At 75.3% G+C, this 3,957-nt stretch carries 3 protein-coding genes and 1 pseudogene; 3 read left to right on the top strand and 1 reads right to left on the bottom strand.

Features of this window, described 5'->3' with window-relative positions:
- The first annotated feature begins 175 nt into the window (after positions 1–175).
- Together CTKZ_RS20150 and CTKZ_RS20145 are read left to right on the top strand one after the other, a co-directional pair.
- On the top strand, positions 176–1,516 hold the full coding sequence (locus CTKZ_RS20150) for a glycosyltransferase (protein ID WP_371852402.1): 1,341 nt from the start codon (positions 176–178) through the stop codon (positions 1,514–1,516).
- A 111-nt stretch (positions 1,517–1,627) separates the two neighbouring features.
- Positions 1,628–2,368 (top strand): phosphoglyceromutase, encoded by a 741-nt coding sequence (locus tag CTKZ_RS20145; protein ID WP_124344577.1) that lies wholly within the window; start codon positions 1,628–1,630, stop codon positions 2,366–2,368.
- Between the two features lie 119 nt (positions 2,369–2,487).
- Here CTKZ_RS20145 and phoU read toward each other — a convergent pair whose 3' ends face one another.
- Positions 2,488–3,153 carry a phosphate signaling complex protein PhoU gene (gene phoU, locus CTKZ_RS20140; protein WP_124344576.1) on the bottom strand — a complete coding sequence of 222 codons (666 nt, stop codon included), beginning with the start codon at positions 3,151–3,153 and terminating at the stop codon, positions 2,488–2,490.
- A gap of 160 nt (positions 3,154–3,313) precedes the next feature.
- On the opposite strand from phoU, the pseudogene CTKZ_RS20135 reads away from it, so the two are divergent.
- A pseudogene (locus tag CTKZ_RS20135) lies at positions 3,314–3,957 on the top strand (hypothetical protein); the annotation flags it as partial.

Genomic DNA, 3,957 nt, shown 5'->3' with positions numbered 1-3,957 from the left:
ACGAGTCCCGCGAGGGGCGGCCGGGCCGCTGCCCGACGCATCGCGTCCGTGGGCGGCCGGCGCGTCCGACCACGCGCCGGCCGCCACGTGACGGGCATCTCGCGCCCCGCGCGGCGCTCACCCCGCTCCGGGGGCGACAATGGGCGCAGACAGCCGCCCGTCCTCAGGAGCCCACGTGACCTCGGAGCATGCCCCGCGCGTCGCCATGCTCTCGGTCCACACGTCGCCGCTCGACCAGCCGGGCACGGGCGACGCGGGCGGCATGAACGTCTACGTCCTCGAGCTGTCGAAGGCGCTCGCGGCCCGTGGCGCACGCGTCGAGATCTTCACGCGCGCCACGTCGTCGGACCTGCCGGAGACGGTCGTCGTGCCGGGCACGGACGCGCACGGCCGCACCCTGACCCGCGACGAGTCCCGCGCGGTCCTGCTGGCCGACGACGTCGACGCCGGCATCGTGCCCCCGGTCCTGGTCCACCACGTGCCCGCGGGCCCGTTCGAGCGGCTCGACAAGAACGACCTCCCGGGCGTGCTGTGCGGCATGGCCGCGGGCGTGCTCCGCTCCGAGGCCGCCCGCCGGCCGGGCTGGTACGACGTCGTGCACTCGCACTACTGGCTGTCGGGGCAGGTCGGCCAGATCGCCGCGGACCGCTGGGAGGTCCCGCTCGTCCACACGTCGCACACGCTCGCGCGCGTGAAGAACGCCTCGCTGGCCCCCGGCGACGAGCCCGAGCCCGGTGGGCGCGTGCTCGGTGAGGAGGAGGTCGTCGCGGCCGCCGACGCGCTGGTCGCGAGCACGCCCGTCGAGGCCCGCGAGCTCGTCGACCTGTACGGTGCCGACCCCTCGCGCGTGCACGTCGTCGAGCCCGGCGTGGACCTCGACCGCTTCGCCCCCGTCCCCGACGCCGACCGCCGCGCCGCCCGTGAGGCGCTCGGCCTGCCCGCCGACCGTGGCGTCGTCCTGTTCGCGGGCCGCGTCCAGGCGCTCAAGGCCCCCGACGTGCTGGTCCGCGCCCTCGGCGTGCTGCGCGCGACGGGCCGACCGGTGCCGCTGCTCGTCGTGCTCGGAGGCCCGAGCGGCCGGTCCACGGCGGTCCGGGAGCTCCAGGCCCTCGCGGCGGTCACGGGTGTCGCCGACGACGTGGTCGTCCGCCCGCCCGCCGACCGCGACAGCCTCGTGCGCTGGTACCACGCGGCCGACGTCGTCGCGATGCCGTCGCGCAGCGAGTCGTTCGGCCTCGTCGCGGCGGAGGCCCAGGCCAGCGGCGTCCCCGTCGTCGCCGCGGCCGTCGGTGGGCTGCGGACGATCGTCGACGACGGCGTGTCCGGCCGGCTCGTGCGTGGCCACGACCCCGCGGTGTGGGCCGACGTGCTGGCGGACGTGCTCGCCGACGAGGCCGTGCGGTCCGCGTACGGGGAGGCCGCGCGCCGCAGCGCCGAGCGGTTCGGCTGGTCCGCGGCCGCCGACCAGGTGCTCAAGGTCTACGGCGTCGCCGCCGAGGCCCGCCGCTCCCGCTGACCCCGCTCCAGCAACCCCGCAGCCGACCGCGGCCCGGCAGCACGACCCGCGCCCCGTCCCAGGGACGGACGTCCCGGCGACGCTCCGCGCACCCTGCGGCAGGATGGGCGCATGACCTACACCCTCGTGCTGCTCCGCCACGGCGAGAGCGAGTGGAACGCCAAGAACCTGTTCACCGGCTGGGTGGACGTCCCCCTCTCGGAGAAGGGCGTCGAGGAGGCGAAGCGCGGCGGCAAGCTGCTCACGGACGCGGGCGTGCTGCCCGACGTCGTCCACACGTCGCTCCTGCGCCGCGCGATCACGACCGCGAACTACGCGCTCGACGCCGCGGACCGCCTCTGGATCCCGGTGAAGCGCAGCTGGCGCCTCAACGAGCGCCACTACGGCGCGCTGCAGGGCAAGGACAAGAAGCAGACGCTCAGCGAGTACGGCGAGGAGCAGTTCATGCTCTGGCGCCGCTCGTACGACGTCCCGCCGCCGGACATCGAGCTCGGCTCGGAGTTCTCGCAGGACACCGACCCGCGCTACGCGGGCGAGCCGATCCCGCGCGCCGAGGCCCTCGCGCAGGTCCTCGAGCGGGCGCTGCCGTACTGGGAGTCGGACGTCGTGCCGGACCTCCAGGCTCGCAAGACGGTCCTCGTCGCCGCGCACGGCAACTCGATCCGCGCGATCGTCAAGCACCTCGACGACGTCGACGCCGACACGATCGCCGGCATCAACATCCCGACGGGCATCCCGCTGCTCTACGAGCTCGACGAGGAGACCCTCAAGCCCGTGACGAAGGGCGGCACGTACCTCGACCCCGAGGCCGCCGCCGAGGCCATCAAGGCCGTCGCGAACCAGGGCCGCTGACCGAGGGCCCTGCAGGAACCACGAAGGCGCCGCCACCCGAGCAGGGGTGGCGGCGCCTTCGTCCGTCCGGCGCGAGACCGCGGTGCTGCAGTCCTGGCGTGCCCGACGTCAGCGTGGTGTCAGGTGGCCGAGCGGTCGAGCTCCTGGCTCAGCACGCCCGTGACCAGGTAGGTCACGCGGCGGGCGATCGACACGCCGTGGTCGCCGAAGCGCTCGTAGTAGCGGCCGAGCAGCGTGACGTCGACGGCCTCCTGGATCGAGCCGTCCCAGCCGCCCGACAGCAGCGCGGCGAACGTGTCCTCGTGCAGCTCGTCGAGCAGGTCGTCGTCCTGCTCGATGCTCTCGGCCAGCGGCAGCTCGTGGTTGGTGAGCAGCGTCGTCGTGCGGCGCGCCACGCGGACGGCCGCGTCGTGCATCTCGGTGAACGTGCCCGACAGCCCGTGCGGGATCGCCTGCCGCGGGTAGCGGCCGCGCGCGACCTGCGCGATGTGGCGGGCGAGGTCACCCATGCGCTCGAGCGTCGCGCTCATGCGCAGCGCCGACACGACGATGCGCAGGTCGGTCGCGACGGGCTGCTGCTGGGCGAGCAGGAGCACGCAGCGCTCGTCGAGGTCGCGCTCGATCGCGTCGATCTCGACGTCCGCCGCGATGACCGACTCCGCGAGCGTCACGTCCGCCGTGAGGAGCGCGACACCCGCGTCGGTGATCGCGCGCTCGACCCGGCCGCTCATCGCGACGAGGTCGTGGCCGAGCTGCGCCAGCTCGGCGTCGAAGATGTCCCGCATGTAGTCCTCTCCTGCTGCGGCCCGCTGCCGCGCGGTCGACAGGCTCGCACCGCCAGATGAACGGCTGGACGCGTCGAGGTGAACGTGCGACGGCGGTCCTCGGCAGGAACGTCACCCGGATGCTCTCGCTTCGGCACCGTTTGCCCGATACGTTCGCCTCGTGAGCGTCCGGCACGTGGCGCAGGTCGGGGCACCGGGGGTCAAGGTCACGACACCTCCCCTGGGGCTCCACGTCGTGCCGCGACCGGGTCCGACGGCCGAGCTCGAGGCCGCCGTCGCGGGCCACCGGGTCGCCGCGGTGGTCGCCCCCGCGGGCTTCGGCAAGACGACGCTCGTCGCCGCGTGGGCCGCCCAGACCGCGCACCCCGTCGCGTGGCTCACGCTCGACGAGGCCGACGACGACCCCGTGAGGCTCGTGCGGGGGCTCGAGGCCGCCGTCGCCGTGGCCGTCCCTGACGCCGATCGCACCGCCCTGCGCCGCGCCGCGGCCTCGGCCGACCGGGGTGCGCGTGGCCGTCTCGACGCGCTGCTCGTGGCGCTGGGCGTCCGCTCCGAACCGCTCGTCCTCGTCGTCGACGACGTCCACGCGGTGCACGGCCCCACCGCGCGCGACGTGCTCGGCCGCCTCGTCCGGTACGCGCCCCCGTCGCTGCACCTCGTGCTCGTCGCGCGCGCCGACCCGGGCGTCCCGCTGCACCGGCTGCGCGTCGCGGGCGAGCTCGGCGAGGTGCGCGCGGTGTCGCTCGCGCTCGGCGCCGACGAGGTCGTCCGGGTGGCCGCCGCGGCGGGCGTGACGCTCGACCG

Source organism: Cellulomonas algicola, assembly GCF_003851725.1.
GTDB lineage: Bacteria > Actinomycetota > Actinomycetes > Actinomycetales > Cellulomonadaceae > Cellulomonas > Cellulomonas algicola.
The sequence above is the reverse complement of the archived record's forward strand: the minus strand, read 5'-3'. Positions and strand labels throughout refer to the sequence as shown.

Coding starts and splice junctions, on each gene's coding strand:
- CTKZ_RS20145 (WP_124344577.1), top strand. CDS start 1,628: ATGACCTACACCCTCGTGCTGCTCCGCCACGGCGAGAGCGAGTGGAAC.
- phoU (WP_124344576.1), bottom strand. CDS start 3,153: ATGCGGGACATCTTCGACGCCGAGCTGGCGCAGCTCGGCCACGACCTC.